We start from the raw sequence: 17,151 nt of genomic DNA, 5'->3' as shown, positions 1-17,151 counted from the left end.
CGTCTCGCTGCTGACGGGTGCAAAACACTTCGGAGCGTATGGGTTTCGCGGGAAACTCGCCGAGCGCACCGGAGTGCTGGACGGCTCGGCGCATAGCAGGAGGGGCACGACCCATGACGGCGGATCGGTTGATCGCTGGACGGTATCGGCTGACGGATCCGATCGGCACCGGCGCGATGGGTGTGGTGTGGCGGGCGACCGACGTGCGGTTACGCCGCACGGTGGCGGTGAAACAGCTGCTACTCGGGCCCGGGCTCTCCAAGGCGCAGGCGCTGGAGTCGAAACTGCGCGCGATGCGTGAGGGGCGGATCGCCGCGCGGCTGCACCACCCGAACGCGATCACCGTCTTCGACGTCGCCGAAGAGGACGGCCAGCCGTGGCTGGTCATGGAATACATGAACGCGCCGAGCTTGGCCGTCAAGCTGTCCGGTCGGCGCACCCTGTCGCCGATCGAGGTGGCCAAGATCGGCGCGCAGGCCGCCGCCGCGCTGGCCGCCGCGCACGACGCGGGCATCATGCACCGCGACGTGAAACCCGCCAACCTGTTGGTCGCCGACAACGGCACCGTGAAGATCACCGACTTCGGCATCTCGCGCGCGGTCGGCGACGTGACCGTCACCGCCACCGGATTCCTCGCGGGCACCCCCGCGTACCTCGCGCCGGAAGTGGCGCGCGGCGAGAACCCGGAACCGGCGTCCGATGTCTTCGCCCTCGGCTCCACGCTCTACGCCGCGGTGGAGGGCGCGCCGCCGTTCGGCGAGGGCGACAACCCGCTGGCGGTGCTGCACGCTGTCGCGCGGGCCGATGTGCCGCAACCGCGGCAGGCGGACGGACTCGGACCGGTGCTGATGCACCTGCTCGCCGCGAGCATCGACGCGCGCCCGAACATGCGCGAGGCGCAGGAGGCGCTGGAAGCCGTTGCGGCGGGCCGGGTTCCGGCGCTGGCCGCGGCGCCGGTGGCGACCAAGGTGCTCCCTGCGCCCGGCGCGGACGCGACCACCGTGCTCGCCACGTCCGCCGCCACCGCGAGCACCGCGAACGCCTCCGACGCCACCGAATTCGTGCCGACGGCGGCCCTGGCCTCGGCGCCGCCACGCGGGCCGTCCGGCGGCGGTACGCTGCCCGGCGCGACCACGGGTGGCGGGCCGAACAAGCAGATCCTCGCCCTCGCGGCCGCCGCGGTGGTCGTGCTCGTCGTGATCGTGGTGGCGTTCGCCCTCTCCGGCGGGGACCGAGGCGGTTCGGACGGTCCCACCGCCGCTCCGCCGCCCGGCACCGGTGAGCCGGTGCAGCCCCCGACGGACGCGGGCGGGCAGCCGACCCAGGAGCCCCAGGCTCAGGTCCCCACCGCCGCGCAGCCGACCGGGGCCCCGACTTCCGCACCGCCGAGCGCATCCCCGTCCGCCACACCGTCGATCAGCCCGTCGGGGTCGCCGAGCAGCACGACGCGTCCGCCGACGACCACGATCACCACGACGCCGTTCGGCCCGCCGACGCCGGACCGGATCGCCCAGTTCATCCAGGGCTACTACGGCATGCTGCCGGGCAACGTGTCCGGCGCGTGGACGCAGCTCGCACCGGGCTACCAGGCCCAGACCGGCGGCTACAACTCCTACGCCGCGTTCTGGTCGACCATCCGCTCGGTCCAGGTCAACGGGATCACCCCACGCGGCGACGACGGCGCCACCGTCGCGCTGACCTACGTGAAGACCAACGGCTCGGTCGATCGGGAGAACCGCTGGATCCAGGTTCGCCAGGACGGCGGCAGGTTGGTCATCACCGCCTCCGGAGTGTGACGCTCCGCCTGTCGGGGGACTCTCGCCCCAGCGCCGTCCCGCGCGGACTGGCGACAGACCGCGTCCGGCGGCGCCTGCCGGACCCGTGGTCCGGCCGTGCCCGGCCGACGGAAGGTGCGGGGGCGGTGCCCATTACGCTGGACGTCGGTTTCCCCGGCGGGCGCACGGTCCGTCGATTCGATCGGCGCACGAGGAGAACGACCGCACGTGACAGCGCGACTCGCCGCGGTGCTGTGGGACATGGACGGGACGCTGCTGGACTCGGAGAAGCTCTGGGACATAGGTGTCAGGGAGCTGGCGGTCGAACTCGGCACCGCGATGGCCGACGAGATCAGGCACGCGCTCATCGGCGCGTCCGGCCCGAACGCCCTGCGCATCCTGTTCGACGGACTCGGCCTCGACCCGACGCCGCAGGCCCTGCGCGACGCCGCGGGCTTCCTGGAGCGGCGGGTGACCGAGTTGATGACCGGCCCGATCCCGTGGCGGCCCGGCGCCAAGGGCGCCCTCGGCCTCGTCCGCGACGCGGGCCTCGCCTCGGCGCTCGTCACCAACACCAAACGCTCGCTCACCGAGTACGGCCTGGACACCCTCGGCCGCGATTTCTTCGACGTCTCCGTCTGCGGTGACGAAGTGCCGGAGGGAAAACCCGAACCGGACGTCTACCTACGCGCCGCCGAGCTGCTCGGCGTCCACCCGCGCGACTGCGTGGCCATCGAGGATTCGCCGACCGGCGCCCGCGCCGCCGCGGCCGCGGGCTGCGCCGTCCTCGTCGTCCCTTGCGAGATCCCGGTCCCGGAAGCGCCCGGCCTCGTCTTCCGCGACACCTTGGTCGGTCTCACCCACGTCGATCTGGAACGCACACTGCACGCCCGCGGCTGACGCTCCTTCGCGCGTCCGCGGCGGCGCCGCGATCGCGTCCGGCGGGGCGGGAGCCGTTGCGCGAGCGGAAGAAGACGTCGCGGAGCGAACCCGGGACTGGTCGGTCGGATCGCGTTGCGAGTACCGAGCAAATGCTCGGGAGTTACTGTCCTGCAACGCAAGTGCGCGCAGATGGTAAGTGTGACCGTATTCACCGGCAACTTTTCCGAATCCCCGGGCGTGTCGTCGATTTCTGCACCAAGATGACGCCATGGCTGCGACGGGTGTGCTGGACGAAATCGTCGATACCGCAAGGTATCCGCTCGCGTCGCAGGGGTCGGCGGGGTGGCGGGCGGCGGTCGACGCGGCGCGGGCCGACCTGGCCGACGGCGGCTGCACCGTCCTGCGCGAGTTCATCCGTCCCGAGCTGATCGAGACGCTGCGCGCGCAGGGCGAGGACATCGCGCCGCACGCGCACTACGAGGTGGAGCGGGTCAACGCCTACAACATTCCGCTGAACACCGAACTGCCCCGGGATCATCCGGGCCGCATCGTGATGGAACGCGGAAACGCGTTCGTGCCCCGCGACCGCATCCCCGCCGAGGCGCTGATCCACCGGCTCTACACCAGCGACGCGTTCCAGCGCTTCGTCGCGGACTGCTTCGGCCTGTCCGAACTGCACGAATACGCCGATCCGCTGGCGGGACTGTGCCTGAACGTGGTCGCGCCCGGCATGTCGCATCCGTGGCACTTCGACACCAACGAGTTCACCGTCAGCATGCTCACTCAGCTGCCGGAAGCGGGCGGGGTCTTCGAATACTGCCCCGACATCCGCACGCCGCACGCCGAGAACCTCGCCGATGTGCGCGACGTGCTCGCCGGTTCCGGCGAGCGCCTGATCCGCAGGCTCGAACTGCGCCCCGGCGACCTGCAACTGTTCCAAGGTCGCTTCTCCCTGCATCGCGTGTCCCCGGTTTCCGGTGGCAGGCAACGACACTCGGCGATCTTCGCCTACACGGACCGGCCCGGTGTCATCGGCACCGTGGAGCGGACCCGCCAGCTGTTCGGCCGCGTCCTGCCCGAACACGTCGCCGAGGACCGCTTGGTCCGCGGTGACCGACTACTCGACTGAGCTCAGCTCGACCCGATCGACTGGGCTCAGCTCGACCCGAGAGGAACACACGTGCCAGTGCCGTTAGACACGACCGGGAAAGCCTCCTTCGACGACATCTACGACCGTCCCGATCCCCGCGACTACTACGCACGGATGTCCGAGCTGGACTACCGCATACCGGAACTGGCGAAGCCCTTCTTCGAGCAGCAGATTCGGGAGTACCGCGCCTCCGCGCGCGTGGCGACGCCGACCGTGCTCGACATCGGCTGCTCCTACGGCGTGAACGCGGCGCTGCTGCGCTTCGAGACCAGCATCGATGAGCTCACCGAGCACTACCGCACCGCCGCCGAGGTCGACCGTGCGCAGCTCGTCGCGCGCGATCGCGACCGTCTCGCCGGCTGCGAACATCATTCCGACGTGCGCTTCGTCGGCGTGGACGTCTCCGGCCCCGCGCTGGACTACGCGCACGCCGCGGGATTCCTGCACGACATCGTGCACGCCGACCTCGAATCCGCCGATCCCACCGACGAGCAGTGCGAGGTGCTCGCCGCCGCCGACATCGTCCTGTCGACCGGCTGTATCGGCTACGTCACCGAGAAGACGCTGCTGCGGATCGCCACCGCGCACCCGCGGCGCAGGCCGTGGATGGCGCACTTCGTGCTGCGCATGTTCGATTTCGATCCGATGGCCGAAGAGCTGGCGGCGCTCGGCTACCGCACCGAGCAGGCGTCCGGTTTGTTCGCGCAGCGCAGGTTCGCCTCCGCCGACGAACAGCAGCGCGTGCTGAACACGCTGTCGGACAAGGGAATCGACACCACCGGCCGGGAAGCCGACGGCTGGCTGTACGCGCAGCTCTACCTGTCGCGTCCCGGCCCGAAGGGCCAAGCCTGAGCCTTTCGCTCGAAAACACCGGCAACCTCTTGTCGAAACTCGGCCTCGTCGCCGAGGATCTGTAGTGGAGCGACGCATTCCACGAACTCCCGCGCACGGATGCTGTCCCGCCGTGCGCGTCTCACCCACCGCACCCGAACCGCGAGGACCCCGACTTGACCGACCGCACCTTCGCCGCCGAAGACCACCTGCCCCGGGTACCGCTGCCGACGCTGGAGGACAGCTGCGCCAGGTTCCTGGAGTGGTGCAGCCCGCTGCTCACCGACGACGAACTCGCCACCACCGAGGCGGCGGTCGCCGACCTGCTCCGCCCGGACGGCCCGGGCCGGACGCTGCACGCGGCACTGGCGGACTACGACGCCACGCCGGGCGTCGGCAGCTGGCTCGACCTGTTCTGGCCGTCGCGCTATCTCGGCAGGCGCGACCGAATCGCGTTGAACGCCAACTTCTTCTTCCTCTTCCGCGACGACACGCCGCTGGCCGCCTCCACCGCGGCCGATCAGGTGGAGCGGGCCGCGGCCATCGTCTCGGCCGCCGTCGACTACAAGCTGGCCCTCGACGAGGAGGCGATCCCGCCGGTCACCCAGCGCGGGCAGCAGCTGTCCATGTGGCAGAACAAGTACCTGTTCTCCGAGACCAGGATTCCCGGCGAGCAGCAGGACTCCGTCCGGGTGCCCTACAGCCCGGAGTGGCCGGGACCCTCGCGGGAGCGGCACATCGTGGTGTTCTACCGCGGCAGCATGTTCCGGATGGACGTGATCGGCGCGGGCGGCGCGCCGTACTCGCTCGACGACCTCGCCGACGGTCTGCGCGCGGTACTCAAGGCCGGGTCGCGCTCGGCGCGCACCGACACCGCCGTCGGTCACCTCACCACCAAGGCGCGCGCCGAGTGGGCCGCGAGCCGGACGGCGCTCCGCGCCGAACCCGCCAACGTCGCGGCGCTCGACACCATCGAGACGGCGCTGTTCTGCCTGTGCCTGGAGGACTTCGCCCCGCGCGACACCCTGCACGCCTGCGACCAGCTGCTGCACGGTGACAGCGCCAACCGCTGGTTCGACAAGGCGGTCTCGTTCATCGTCTTCGGCGACGGCCAGGCGGGCATCAACGTGGAGCACTGCGGGCTGGACGGCACCACCATCCTGTCCTTCGTCGACACCGTGCTCGAGTCCTCGGCCGCCGAGCACGCGGAACGCTCGGGCGCGCAGGCGCAGGGGCTGCCGCCGGTGGAATCGATCGAGTTCACCCTCGACGCCGAACTGCGCACCGACATCGCGTCGGCGGGCGCCGCCTTCGCCCGCTACGCGGCCGAAAACGCCACGCAGACCGTCTCTTTCGAGGACTTCGGCACCGCGCGGGCCAAGCAGCTCGGCATCTCGCCGGACGCCTTCGCCCAGCTGAGCTACCAGCTCGCGCACCGGCGCAGCAAAGGCATCACGGGCGCCACCTACGAATCGATCGCGACCCGCCAGTACCGCAACGGTCGCACCGAGGCCATGCGCGTGGTGACGCCGGAGATGATCGCCTTCGTCGACGCCATGCAGGACCCCGCCGCCGACACCGCGACCCGGCTCGCCGCCGCGCGGACCGCCGCGGCCAAGCATGTCGAGCGGGCCAAGCAATGCCAGGCGGGTGACGCGCCGGAGCAGCACCTGTGGGAGCTGCAGTGGATCCAGCGCCGCCGCGGCGCGGAACTCGGTGTCACCGAACCGATTTCGCTCTACGACAGCCCCGGCTGGGTGATCATGCGCGACGACTACCTCAGCACCAGCTCGGCGCCGTCGGTCAACATCCAGTACTTCGGCTTCGGCTCGACCAGCCCGCGCTGCATCGGCGTGGCCTACGTGCTGCTGCCGGACCGCTGGAACCTCTACCTGGCGACGCCCAAGGCGGTGGCCGACCAGATGCACGAGTACGCCGACTACTTGCGCGTCGCGGTCGCCGAACTGGCGGACCTGTTGTCGTCGGGGGAGTGACCGGCGCGGAGGAGGTGCGCACGCCGGAGTTCACCTGGCGTCGCGTCGCCGAAGCGGATTTCCCGCTGCTCGGCGGTTGGCTGGCGCGTCCGCACGTGGCGCGGTGGTGGAACCACGAGACCTCGCCGGAGGCGGTGCGGCGCGATTTCGGCCCCACCGCCCGCGGCGAGGAGCCGGCCGAAGACCTTCTCGCCCACGCCGACGGCGTGCCGATCGGCCTGGTGCAGCGGTGCCGGATCGCCGACTATCCGGAGTACCTCGACGAGCTGCGTGAGCTCGCCGAGGTGCCCGAGTCGGCGATGACCGTCGACTACCTGGTCGGCGAGCCGGACCTGGTCGGGCGCGGCGTGGGTTCGGCGATGATCCGTGCCGCCCTGGCCGACACCTGGGCGGCGTATCCGGAAGCCGACTGCGTCATCGTGCCGGTCGCGGCGGCCAATGCGGCATCGTGGCGGGCGCTCGAGAAGGCGGGACTGCGGCGCGTCGCGGAGGGCGAGCTGACGCCGGACAACCCGGCCAACGGCACCGCGCACTACATCTACCGCGTCGACCGGCCGCGCTGAATCCGGATCGCGCCGCTCGTTTCACTCCGAGTCGCCGTGCCGAACCGCCCCAACGGTTCGGCACGGCGCGACGGGCCCGGGGACGATCCGGTCACCATGGACGCTGGGCGTTCCGCCGCGTTCGGTCCGGCCGCGCGCGGACCTCGTTCGCCCGCGTCCGTCGGACGCACGGCTCGCGGCCGGTCGGAGGTGGACCGGGACGGTAGCTGGGAATGCGCGTCTGAAAGAATGGCCAGCCGTGAAGACTTTCGAAGCCCTGTTCGCCGAGCTGCAGGATCGTGCCATCACCCGCCCCGAGGGTTCCGGCACCGTGGCCGCGCTGGACGCCGGCGTGCATGCCCAGGGCAAGAAGGTGCTGGAGGAGGCGGGCGAGGTCTGGCTGGCCGCCGAACACGAGAGCGACGAATCGCTGGCCGAGGAGATCTCGCAGCTGCTCTACTGGGTCCAGGTGCTCATGGTGGGCCGGGGACTGAAGCTCGACGACGTGTACCGACATCTGTGACGGTCGCGTCCATCCCGTAGTTTCGTTCCCGGGCGTGAACGGGTCAGGCCCGTAGGCGGTAGCGGAGCGTGACCACGGAGGGCCCCCGCTAACGCCAAGTCGAACACCGAAAGGACTCCACCCCCATGCTGCGCGTCGCAGTCCCCAACAAAGGCGCCCTGTCCGAATCCGCGACCTCCATCCTGGCCGAGGCCGGATACCGCAAGCGCACCGACTCCCGCGACCTGAGCGTGCTCGACCCCGCGAACCAGGTCGAGTTCTACTTCCTCCGTCCCAAGGACATCGCCGTCTACGTCGGCTCCGGCGAACTCGACCTCGGCATCACCGGCCGCGATCTCGCGCTGGACTCCGGTGCGCCGGTGCAGGAACGCCTCGCGCTCGGCTTCGGCCGCTCCACCTTCCGCTACGCCGCGCCTGCGGGCCGGGAATGGAAGGTCGAGGATCTCTATGACAAGCGCATCGCGACCTCCTACCCGAACCTGGTGCTCGCGGACCTGCAGCGCCGCGGCATCGAGGCCGAGGTGATCCGCCTCGACGGCGCGGTCGAGATCTCCATCCAGCTCGGCGTCGCCGACGCCATCGCCGATGTGGTCGGTTCGGGGCGCACGCTGCGCCAGCACAACCTGGTCGCCTTCGGCGAAACTTTGTGCGATTCGGAAGGCGTGCTCATCGAGGCCGTCGGGTCGGACCGCAACGACCGGGCCCGCAACCAGCTCATCGCCCGCGTCCAGGGCGTGGTGTTCGCCCAGCAGTACCTGATGCTGGACTACGACTGCCCGAAGGAGCTGCTCGAGCAGGCCGTGCGGATCACGCCGGGCCTGGAATCGCCGACCGTCTCCCCGCTCGCCGACGCCGGCTGGGTCGCGGTGCGGGCGCTGGTGCCGCGCAACCGGGGCAACGCGGTGATGGACGAGCTCGCCGACCTCGGCGCCAAGGCCATCCTGGCCACCGACATCCGGTCCTGCCGGGCCTTCTGACCTCGCCGGACGCCGGGCGGATACCGGAGTGTATCCGCCCGGATCGTCCGTTCCCACCGATCGATTCACGCGGAGTTCAACCGCTGCGACCCGCGGCGGCGCGTTGGTACGGTGCGGCCTCTCGATGAGGAACGCAAGGAGCACCACCGTGTCGCAGACACCGCCCGAGGAACGTCCGGGCAGCACTTTCACCTGGAACGAGGACTGGCTGGCGGCGATCGTCGGACTGGCGCTCGTCGCGCTCGTCCTGCTCGGCGCGATCCCGGATCGGCTGGTGCCCTGATGTCGGACACCCACGCGCGGCAGGCCGATCCCGCGCCCTCCGCCGAGCCGCCGGTGCGCTCGGAAACCTCCGCGCTGCTTCGTCTCGATCGGCCTGGAATTCTCGCTGCGCGGGCTGCGTGCGGCGGGCTGGCGACCTGTCGCCGTCTTCGGTCCGCCGTCGCGGTGAATCTGCTTGTCGGCCTTGGACTCTCGGTGCTGCTGTTCCGCGACTTCAGCGTGTGATCCGGTCCGGAGGTCAGTCGGCGACGGCCTCGGCCAGGGTCTCGTCCGGCGACTCCCCGCCGCCCTCCGGCCAGCCGGGGTAGGGCGGCGGGGTGCCGCCGAACTCCGGGCACAGCGGCTTGTAGTCGCAGTAGCCGCACAGCCAGCTCGTCGACGGCGGGAACTCGCCCGTGCGGCCCGCCTCGCGCACCGCCGTCCACAGCGCCGACAGGGTGCGTTCGAAGCGGCCGAGCTCTTCGATGTCGGGCGCGTAGGTGAGGATCTGCCGGTCGGCCAGGTAGATCAGGCGCAGCTGGGCGGGCAGCACGCCGCGGGTGCGCAGCACCACCAGCGCGTAGAACTTCAGCTGGAACAGCGCCTTGGTCTCCTGCGCGAGACCCGGCGCGCGTCCGGTCTTGTAGTCGACCACCCGCAGCTCGCCGGTCGGGGCCACGTCGATCCGGTCGACGAACCCGCGCAGCAGCACGCCGTCGTCCAGCTCGACCTCGACCCTGGCCTCGCGGGATTCCGGCTCGAACCGGGTCGGGTCCTCCAGCTGGTAGTAGCTCTCGACCAGCGCGCGGACCTCGCCGAGGAACGGCATGAGCCCGTCGGCCGCGACCAGCTCCGCGATCTCCGGCTGCGCGGCCAGCACGCGGTCCCAAGCCGGTTCCACCAGCGCGGCGGCGCGCTCGAGTACGCGGTCCGCGGCGGGCAGCCCGTACAGGTCCTCGAGCACCGCGTGCACCACCGTGCCGCGCACCGCGTGCCGCGAGGGCGGCTCCGGAATCCGGTCGATCGCGCGCAGCCGGTACTTCAGCGGGCACTGCTTGAAATCCATTGCCCGCGAAGGGGACAGCGCGGGCCTGCGGCGCGTCTCGGCGGGCGCGGGCTCCGGTGCGGAGGCGGCGTCGGCAGGGGGCGTGGACACGGGCGCTGGCATACCTGGCAGGCTATCCGGCGGCACCGACACGCCGGTGCCGAACCGCGACGACAGCGCGAAGACCAGCAGCGAACGGAGATTCATGACGGCCAGACGGACCGGGCCATTCACCACCGGGGACCGGGTGCAGCTGACCGATGCCAAGGGACGCCTCCACACGGTGATCTTGGAGCCGGGCAAGGAGTTCCACACCCACCGCGGCGGGATCAAGCACGACGATCTGATCGGCGCCGACGAGGGCAGCCTCGTGCACTCCACCAACGGCACCCCGTATCTGGCCCTGCGCCCGCTGCTGGTCGACTACGTGCTGTCCATGCCGCGCGGCGCGGCCGTCATCTACCCGAAGGACGCCGCCCAGATCGTGCACGAGGGCGATGTGTTCCCCGGCGCGCGGGTGCTGGAGGCCGGGGCGGGCTCCGGCGCGCTGACCTGTTCGCTGTTGCGGGCGGTCGGCCCGGAGGGCGAGGTCGTCTCCTACGAGATCCGTGAGGACCACGCCGAGCACGCCGTTCGCAATGTGGAGCGCTTCTTCGGCGAACGTCCAGCTAACTGGAGTCTCACCGTCGGCGACGTCGCCGACTACGCGGGCGATCCGGTCGACCGGGTGGTGCTGGACATGCTGGCGCCGTGGGACGCGCTGCCCGCGGTGTCCAAGGCGCTGGTGCCGGGCGGCGTCCTCATCGTGTACGTGGCGACCGTCACCCAGCTGTCCAAGGTGGTCGAGGCGCTGCGCGAACAGGAGTGCTGGACCGAGCCGAGGTCATGGGAGTCGATGGTGCGCGGCTGGCACGTCGTCGGCCTCGCCGTCCGCCCCGAGCACCGCATGCAGGGCCACACGGCCTTCCTGGTGAGCGCCCGCAGGCTCGCCGAGGGTGTGGTCACCCCCAAGCCGCAACGCCGCCCCTCGAAGGGCTGAGGCGCTCGGGAGCCGCAGCGCCGAGAACGCGCCCGGGCGAGGTTTCACCGGAGACGGGGAAATCACGCACGGGCGCGCGGGCCGAGGTGCGACTAGGACGTGCAGGGCGCCTGGGCGAAGCCCAGCATGGTGCACGCGGTGGCGTCCGAGAGCTTCCACTTGCCGTCGACGTGCTGCCAGGTCATCGGCATGGCCGGGGCCGAGCCGTGCGGGGAGGTGATGACGACCTGGGCGGTGGCGGTCTCGCCCTCGGTCTTGACGTCGCTGACCACGAAGGTGAGCTGGCCGTAGCCGGCGAGCAGCTGGTTCATCTGGTCGATGTTGGCGGCGCGCTTCTCACCGTCCACGATGATCGCGGTCTTCTCGGCTGTGGGCTTGCTGGGATCGGCGACCAGTGCCAAGGTGGCCTGCAACTCCTCGGGCTTGGGAGCGTCGCCCGCGGCGTGGTCGTGCCCGCCCGCCGCGCCGGTGGTGGCCGCTGCCGAGGTGGTGACCACCGCCGAGGTGCCGGTCGCGGCGGTGTCGGAGGAGTCGTCCGAGCCGCAGGCGGTCAGCCCCACCGTAACGGCGAGGGCTGCCGCGGCGGTAGCCACGGAAACACGCAGGGTTTTGGCAGGAAGGAGCATTGTCCAGCAACCTTTCGGCTCGGGTGACGAGGGACCTCGCCCACGTCGGGTTAGGGCAGGCTAACATGGACACTCAGCCGCCGATCGCAGCACAGATGTGATCACGACGAAACCATGTCGGAAAGCGAGAACGGTTCGCGCCCGGTAGCGTTGATAGACCGGGACTGGGAGGAGCAGCACATGAGCCCCATCGAGAATTCGGATTCGGCGGCCTGGAGAGAGCTCGAGGCGATACGCGCCGAGGCGGCTGCACTCCGAAGGCAACTCGCCGATTCGCCGGATCGCACACGGGAATTGGAAGCCCGCATCGATTCGCTGACCATTCGCAACACGAAGCTGATGGACACGCTCAAGGAGGCGCGCCAGCAACTGGTCGCGTTGCGCGAGGAGGTCGATCGGCTGGGTCAGCCGCCGAGCGGATACGGCATTCTGATCGGCGTGTACGACGATCAGACGGTCGACGTGTTCACTTCGGGTCGGAAGATGCGGTTGACGTGTTCACCGAACATCGACACCGCGATCCTCGAGTACGGCCAGACCGTGCGCCTCAACGAGGCGCTGACGGTCGTCGAGGCGAACACCTACGACTCGGTCGGCGAGATCGGCACCCTGCGCGAGATCCTCGATGACGGGCGCCGCGCGCTGGTCGTCGGCCATGCCGACGAGGAGCGCGTGGTCTGGCTGGCGGGCCCGCTGGCGAAGGTCGCCGAGGTCGATGATCTGGACGACCCCGATGCCCCCATTCGCAAACTGCGGCCCGGTGATTCGCTGCTGGTCGACACCAAGGCGGGCTTCGCTTTCGAGCGCATCCCCAAGGCCGAGGTCGAAGATCTCGTGCTGGAGGAAGTCCCCGACGTCGACTACAACGACATCGGCGGTCTCGGACGCCAGATCGAGCAGATCCGCGACGCGGTGGAACTGCCGTTCCTGCACAAGGATCTGTTCCGCGAGTACGCGCTGCGCCCTCCCAAGGGCGTGCTGCTCTACGGTCCGCCCGGCTGCGGTAAGACGCTGATCGCCAAGGCGGTGGCCAACTCGCTGGCCAAGAAGATCGCCGAGGCGCGTGGTGAGGATGCCAAGGAAGCCAAGTCGTTCTTCCTGAACATCAAGGGCCCCGAGCTGCTCAACAAGTTCGTCGGCGAGACCGAGCGCCACATCAGGATCATCTTCCAGCGGGCGCGCGAGAAGGCCTCCGAGGGCACTCCGGTGATCGTGTTCTTCGACGAGATGGACTCGATCTTCCGCACCCGCGGCTCGGGCGTCTCCTCCGATGTGGAGACAACCGTTGTGCCGCAGCTGCTTTCGGAGATCGACGGTGTCGAGGGCCTGGAGAACGTCATCGTCATCGGCGCCTCCAACCGCGAGGACATGATCGACCCCGCGATCCTGCGGCCCGGCCGCCTGGACGTGAAGATCAAGATCGAGCGGCCGGACGCCGAATCGGCGCAGGACATCTTCTCCAAGTACCTGACCGAGCACCTGCCGCTGCACGCCGACGATCTCGAAGAGTTCGGCGGCGACAAGGTCGCCTGCATTGCCGCAATGATCGAACGGGTCGTCGACCGGATGTACGCCGAGAGCGAGGACAACCGCTTCCTGGAGGTCACCTACGCCAACGGTGACAAGGAAGTCCTGTACTTCAAGGACTTCAACTCCGGCGCCATGATCCAGAACATCGTGGACCGCTCCAAGAAGTACGCCATCAAGGCGGTGCTCGACACCGGCAACCCGGGTCTGCGCATCCAGCATCTCTACGATTCGATCGTGGACGAGTTCTCCGAGAACGAGGACCTGCCCAACACCACGAATCCCGATGACTGGGCCCGCATTTCGGGTAAGAAGGGTGAGCGCATCGTGTACATCCGCACTCTGGTCACCGGCAAGAACGCCAGCGCCAGTCGTGCGATCGATACAGAGTCGAACACGGGTCAGTACCTGTAGTTCGGTGGTGTGGCGGGCCGTGTCTCCTTTGGGGGCGCGGCTCGCGCCGTGTCGGGTGAGCGCATTGTGTACATCCGGCTGCGCTCGATGCACCGGCAAGAACGCCAGCGCCAGTCGTGCGATCGATACAGAGTCGAACACGGGTCAGTACCTGTAGTTCGGTGGTGTGGCGGGCCGTGTCTCCTTTGGGGGCGCGGCTCGCGCCGTGTCGGGTGGTGGTTGTGCCGAGGGCCGCGTCTCCCATGGGCGCGGCCCTTCGCCGTGTCCGGCGAACGGATCCCCGCGTTCCACTGAATGGAATGTGATTCAACCCACTGGACGCTTGTCTGGGAAGATAATGCCAGCTAGGAGCCCTGCTCTAGGTGTGCGCGCGATGCTTCTCCGGTCTTTTTGGACCGAAAACGCCTCCGGCAAACATCTGAATCATGCATGCTTCAGATTAACGGCGCGCCGACCGTGCGCACCGTATCGAGATGAGGAGCACCCCATGTCCGGATCTGCAGCGGATTTCCTGGCCGAAGTTCTGATCAAGACCATCCAGCAGCTGCTGGGGTCGGGCAGCGCGAGCTGAGCCCACCGCCGCCTCCGCGGCGGCCATGCGCGGACGGCCGACGGACGCCGTCGGGCAGCGCACGTGGCCACCGCGCACGACGGATCGAAGGGCCGAGCCTCCCGAGAGGGGGCTCGGCCCTTCGTCTGTGCCGACGCGGAGCGAATCTCGCGCTCCGGGAATAGATCCGGCCCGATCAGTTGACCTGCCGTGCCCCGGTGTCCCAATACTTCTGCCGCAGATCGCGTTTCAGGATCTTCCCGGCGCCCGACACCGGCAGCGCGTCCACGATCTCGATGCTGCGCGGCGCCTTGTACCCGGCGATCAGTTCCTTGGCGTGGCCCCGGATCTCCTCCGCCGTCACCTGCCGGCCCGGCTTGCAGACGATGACCGCGTGTACCCGCTCGCCCCATTCGGTGTCGGGCACGCCGATGACCGCCACCGCGGCGACCGCCGGATGCGCGGCGACGGCGTTCTCCACCTCGGCGGAGTACACGTTCTCGCCGCCGGAGACGATCATGTCCTTGATGCGGTCCACGATGTAGACGTAGCCGTCCTCGTCCATGTAGCCGCCGTCGCCGGTGTGCATCCAGCCGTCCCGCACCGCGTCCGCGGTCTCGGCGGGCTTGTTCCAGTAGCCGAGCATCACGTGGCCACCGCGCACGACGACCTCGCCGACCTCGCCGCGCGGCACCTCGACGCCGTCGGAATCCACGATCCGGACCTCGCTGTGCGGGGCGGCCCGTCCCGCCGAGCGCAACCGACCGGCCAGATGGTCCTGCGGGCCCAGCAGGGTGGCGATCGGCGCGACCTCGGTCATGCCGTAGGCCTGGGTGAACCCGGCTCGCCCGAAGGCGGCCATCGCGCGCTCGAGCACCGCCTGCGAGATCGGCGAGGCGCCGTACATGATGTGCTCCACGCTGGACAGGTCGAACTCGGCGGCGCGGGGATGGTCGACCAGCATCTGGATCATCACCGGCACGAGTACCGAGGAACTCACCCGATGCTGCTGGATCGCGGTCAGCGTGGCGACCGGATCGAACGCGGGGATCATCACGTGGGTGCCGCCCAGCATCAGCACACCCTGCCATCCGGCCAGGTCGGCGAGGTGGAACATCGGCGCCGCGTGCAGGAAGACCGCACCGGGAGCCATCAGGTATCCGGTGGCGACGCCGCCGAGCGCGGAGGTCAGCAGGTTCGCGTGGCTGAGCACCACGCCCTTGGGGAATCCGGTGGTGCCGCCGGTGTAGAAGATGCCCGCCGGCGCTGCGCCGCCGCGGCGCGCGTCGGGGATGGGCGTGGCATCCGCGATGAGCCGCTCGTAGTCGAGCGCGCCCTCGGGGGCCGGGCCGTCGCCGCAGTGGACAACGGCGCGGAGCTCGGGATACTGCGCCCGCAGCGCGGGGACCATGGGGGCGAACGCGTCGTCGACGAAGAGGACCCGGCTGTCGGAATCGGCCAGGGAATAGGCGATTTCGGCCGGGCTCCAGCGGATGTTCACCGGATTGAGGACGGCGTCCGCCCACGGCACCGCGAGCAGGTACTCGTGGTAGCGGTCGGAGTTCAGTGACAGCATCGCCACCCGGTCGTCCGCGCCGACGCCGAGGCCACGCAACGCGCCCGCCAATCGGGACACCCGGTCGAGCACCTCCCGGTTGGTCCGCGTCCGCGGGCCGCAGATGGTCATCAGGCCGTCGGGGTTGTGCTGGGCGGCGCGGTGCAGGCCCTGAGTCAGATACATCGTCTATTCCTCGTCGAACAGCGGTGGTGGGTCCCGACGAGTATTCGGCGGGAGGTGTGATCTGCGCCATGGAGGGCGTGTCGAACTATCAGTCGCCAGTTTGTTGATTTCTCTAAACGCCCGGCCGTAGGGTCGATCGCCATGAGCAGACTCTCGACCGCCGCGGAACGCCGAGCGGTGGTGCGCGTGCGGGATCGGGCGCCCGAACTGGTCGACCGCATCGTGGCGCGGGCGAGGGCGGAGGTGCCCGCGTACGCGCCGCTGCCCGCCGCGACCATCGCCGCGTCGACCACCTCGATCGTCGACCGCCTGCTCACCGCGCTGCACGACGGCAACCTGCTGGCCGCCGCGGATCTGGCCGCGCTCCGCGAGTTCGGCGAAATCCGTGCCCGCCAAGGCATTTCGCTCGCCGATGTGCAGAACGGGTGGCGCATCGCGGTGCGCGAGATTCTCGCCGAGCTGAGCGCGGCCGCGGGCGAGAGCCAGGCCGCCGATCGCACACTGCTGAGGCTGACCACCGCGCTGCTCGATCTCGTCGACGTGGCCGTCGTCCCGTACAGCGCTGGGCACCGCGACGTCGAGATCGCCGCGGCACGGCACGACGAGCAGTTCCGCGCCGAGTTCACCAGGGCCGCGCTGCTCGGCACCCTCGGTCCCGCGGACCTGCGCATCCGCGCCCAGCAACTCGGCGCGGACCCGGAGCTCGAGTACCGCGCGTACCGCGCCAGGACCGACGAATCCCGCGCCGCAGGCCGGAGCATCGCCCCGCGCGGGTTCGTGACCACGGTGGACGGCGATATCGCCGGTTTTGTGGAAAAGTCCAGAAGCCCGGAAGGGCACGGGGTCGTCGGCCTCGGCCCGCCTGCCCGCCTGGAGGACCTGGCTCGCTCGTTTCGCCTGGCGGGCCGCATGCTGACCACCGCGCAGCTGTTCGGCCGCACCGGAATCGTCGACCTGGACAGCGTCGGCCTGCTGCCCGCGATCGCCGCCGATACCGACCTGGGCGGGGAACTCGTCCGGCGCTATCTGGCGTCCCTCGGCGACGGCGAGTCCGTCCGCACGGTCGTCGACACCGTCGAGGCGTACCTCGACACCGGCATGCGCGTCGAGGTCACCGCCGAGCGACTCGTGGTGCACCCCAACACCGTTCGCTACCGCCTCGGTCGCTTCGAAGAACTCACCGGCGCCGATCTGCGCGTCGCGCACACCGCGCTGCAAGTCTGGTGGGCGATTCAATACCGGAAGGCGCAGTACCCGCCGCGCGGATGAGACAT

Annotated in this window: 15 protein-coding genes and 1 pseudogene; 13 read left to right on the top strand and 3 right to left on the bottom strand. The window is 69.9% G+C overall.

Annotation, left to right across the window (positions count from 1 at the left end; translation table 11 throughout):
- Nucleotides 1-113 precede the first annotated feature (113 nt).
- From ACRWNM_RS17445 to ACRWNM_RS17400, 10 genes and pseudogenes are all read left to right on the top strand, one after another.
- The gene (locus tag ACRWNM_RS17445) at nucleotides 114-1,796 is read left to right on the top strand and encodes a serine/threonine-protein kinase (protein ID WP_431968698.1); all 1,683 of its coding nucleotides are present in this window, start codon (nucleotides 114-116) and stop codon (nucleotides 1,794-1,796) included.
- 207 nt (nucleotides 1,797-2,003) lie between these two features.
- Nucleotides 2,004-2,675, top strand: coding sequence for an HAD family hydrolase (locus tag ACRWNM_RS17440; protein WP_431968697.1), 672 nt, complete (start codon nucleotides 2,004-2,006; stop codon nucleotides 2,673-2,675).
- A 250-nt stretch (nucleotides 2,676-2,925) separates the two neighbouring features.
- On the top strand, nucleotides 2,926-3,786 hold the full coding sequence (locus tag ACRWNM_RS17435) for a HalD/BesD family halogenase (RefSeq protein ID WP_431968695.1): 861 nt from the start codon (nucleotides 2,926-2,928) through the stop codon (nucleotides 3,784-3,786).
- Between the two features lie 51 nt (nucleotides 3,787-3,837).
- Entirely contained in the window at nucleotides 3,838-4,659 is an 822-nt protein-coding gene (locus tag ACRWNM_RS17430) for a class I SAM-dependent methyltransferase (protein WP_431968693.1), read from the top strand.
- Nucleotides 4,660-4,814: 155 nt separating this feature from the next.
- Nucleotides 4,815-6,632, top strand: coding sequence for a choline/carnitine O-acyltransferase (locus ACRWNM_RS17425; protein WP_431968691.1), 1,818 nt, complete (start codon nucleotides 4,815-4,817; stop codon nucleotides 6,630-6,632).
- On the top strand, nucleotides 6,629-7,195 hold the full coding sequence (locus ACRWNM_RS17420; RefSeq protein ID WP_431968689.1) for a GNAT family N-acetyltransferase: 567 nt from the start codon (nucleotides 6,629-6,631) through the stop codon (nucleotides 7,193-7,195). The genes ACRWNM_RS17425 and ACRWNM_RS17420 overlap by 4 nt, the downstream gene beginning before the upstream one ends.
- A gap of 220 nt (nucleotides 7,196-7,415) precedes the next feature.
- On the top strand, nucleotides 7,416-7,697 hold the full coding sequence (locus ACRWNM_RS17415) for a phosphoribosyl-ATP diphosphatase (RefSeq protein ID WP_174553499.1): 282 nt from the start codon (nucleotides 7,416-7,418) through the stop codon (nucleotides 7,695-7,697).
- Nucleotides 7,698-7,822: 125 nt separating this feature from the next.
- The gene (hisG, locus tag ACRWNM_RS17410; RefSeq protein ID WP_431968687.1) at nucleotides 7,823-8,674 is read left to right on the top strand and encodes an ATP phosphoribosyltransferase; all 852 of its coding nucleotides are present in this window, start codon (nucleotides 7,823-7,825) and stop codon (nucleotides 8,672-8,674) included.
- A 148-nt stretch (nucleotides 8,675-8,822) separates the two neighbouring features.
- Nucleotides 8,823-8,957 (top strand): hypothetical protein, encoded by a 135-nt coding sequence (locus ACRWNM_RS17405; RefSeq protein WP_431968685.1) that lies wholly within the window; start codon nucleotides 8,823-8,825, stop codon nucleotides 8,955-8,957.
- Between the two features lie 78 nt (nucleotides 8,958-9,035).
- A pseudogene (locus ACRWNM_RS17400) lies at nucleotides 9,036-9,181 on the top strand (putative sulfate exporter family transporter); the annotation flags it as partial.
- Between the two features lie 13 nt (nucleotides 9,182-9,194).
- On the opposite strand, the gene ACRWNM_RS17395 reads toward ACRWNM_RS17400, so the two are convergent.
- A complete protein-coding gene (locus ACRWNM_RS17395; protein ID WP_431968683.1) occupies nucleotides 9,195-10,103 on the bottom strand; it encodes a RecB family exonuclease in 909 nt (302 codons plus the stop codon).
- An 82-nt stretch (nucleotides 10,104-10,185) separates the two neighbouring features.
- On the opposite strand from ACRWNM_RS17395, the gene ACRWNM_RS17390 reads away from it, so the two are divergent.
- Nucleotides 10,186-11,019, top strand: coding sequence for a tRNA (adenine-N1)-methyltransferase (locus ACRWNM_RS17390; protein WP_431968681.1), 834 nt, complete (start codon nucleotides 10,186-10,188; stop codon nucleotides 11,017-11,019).
- A gap of 92 nt (nucleotides 11,020-11,111) precedes the next feature.
- On the opposite strand, the gene ACRWNM_RS17385 is transcribed toward ACRWNM_RS17390, so the two are convergent.
- The gene (locus ACRWNM_RS17385) at nucleotides 11,112-11,645 is read right to left on the bottom strand and encodes a hypothetical protein (protein ID WP_431968679.1); all 534 of its coding nucleotides are present in this window, start codon (nucleotides 11,643-11,645) and stop codon (nucleotides 11,112-11,114) included.
- Between the two features lie 180 nt (nucleotides 11,646-11,825).
- Here ACRWNM_RS17385 and arc point away from each other — a divergent pair, with 180 nt between their 5' ends.
- Complete coding sequence (arc, locus tag ACRWNM_RS17380; RefSeq protein ID WP_431968677.1) at nucleotides 11,826-13,586, top strand: proteasome ATPase; 1,761 nt, start codon at nucleotides 11,826-11,828, stop codon at nucleotides 13,584-13,586.
- Between the two features lie 746 nt (nucleotides 13,587-14,332).
- On the opposite strand, the gene ACRWNM_RS17375 is transcribed toward arc, so the two are convergent.
- Entirely contained in the window at nucleotides 14,333-15,877 is a 1,545-nt protein-coding gene (locus ACRWNM_RS17375) for an acyl-CoA synthetase (RefSeq protein ID WP_431968675.1), read from the bottom strand.
- A 141-nt stretch (nucleotides 15,878-16,018) separates the two neighbouring features.
- On the opposite strand from ACRWNM_RS17375, the gene ACRWNM_RS17370 reads away from it, so the two are divergent.
- Nucleotides 16,019-17,146: a PucR family transcriptional regulator gene (locus ACRWNM_RS17370; protein ID WP_431968673.1), complete on the top strand. Its 1,128-nt coding sequence runs from the start codon at nucleotides 16,019-16,021 to the stop codon at nucleotides 17,144-17,146.
- The last annotated feature ends 5 nt before the right edge of the window (nucleotides 17,147-17,151 follow it).

This window comes from Nocardia sp. bgisy134, assembly GCF_965341865.1.
GTDB lineage: Bacteria > Actinomycetota > Actinomycetes > Mycobacteriales > Mycobacteriaceae > Nocardia.
The sequence above is the reverse complement of the archived record's forward strand: the minus strand, read 5'-3'. Positions and strand labels throughout refer to the sequence as shown.